The sequence below is a fragment of the Methanobacterium sp. genome (genome assembly GCA_030017655.1).
Lineage (GTDB): Archaea > Methanobacteriota > Methanobacteria > Methanobacteriales > Methanobacteriaceae > Methanobacterium_D.
Map to the genome: position 1 here is coordinate 1 of JASEIM010000078.1, position 661 is coordinate 661.

General features: G+C 37.7%; 1 protein-coding gene. It reads left to right on the top strand.

All coding sequences use genetic code 11. The features are described 5' to 3' along the window. Positions 1–62 precede the first annotated feature (62 nt). Positions 63–661, top strand: a 599-nt coding sequence (cbiM, locus tag QMD61_11705) for a cobalt ECF transporter S component CbiM (GenBank protein ID MDI6725298.1), incomplete at its 3' end; no start/stop codon positions are given.

Consider the following 661-nt stretch of genomic DNA (forward strand, 5'->3'; position numbering starts at 1 on the left):
CAAAATATTTATATATGAAGTTCATTCAAGTATACTTTAGAAAAAGTAAAGGAGACTTTAATATGCATATAATGGAAGGTTTCTTACCATGGCAATGGTGTTTATTCTGGTATATTGTTGCATTACCAGTGGTTGCATACGGCGTCATCCAAATTAAAAAGATCACAGAAAAAAACCCCGAATCAAAACCGCTAATAGCAGTATCAGGTGCATTTATATTCGTTTTATCATCTTTAAAGCTCCCATCAGTTACAGGGAGTTGTTCTCATCCTACAGGAACTGGTTTGGGTGCTGTACTCTTTGGACCCGCAGTTACCTGTGTTTTAGGATCAATCGTTCTTGTTTTCCAAGCACTTCTCCTTGCACACGGAGGAATAACCACCCTGGGGGCAAATATTTTCTCCATGGGTATTGTAGGCCCATTTGCTGCATGGCTTGTATATAAAGGTATTAAAAAAATAGGCTGGAGTCCTTCACTAGGAATATTTTTTGCAGCATTTTTAGGAGATTTGTTAACATATGTGACTACTGCAATACAGTTATCACTTGCTTTCCCCATACCTACATTTGGAGAGGCTTTTGTTAAATTTATGGTTATCTTTGCCTACACCCAAGTTCCTCTGGCCCTTATTGAAGGTGGTTTAACAGTATTTATATTCTG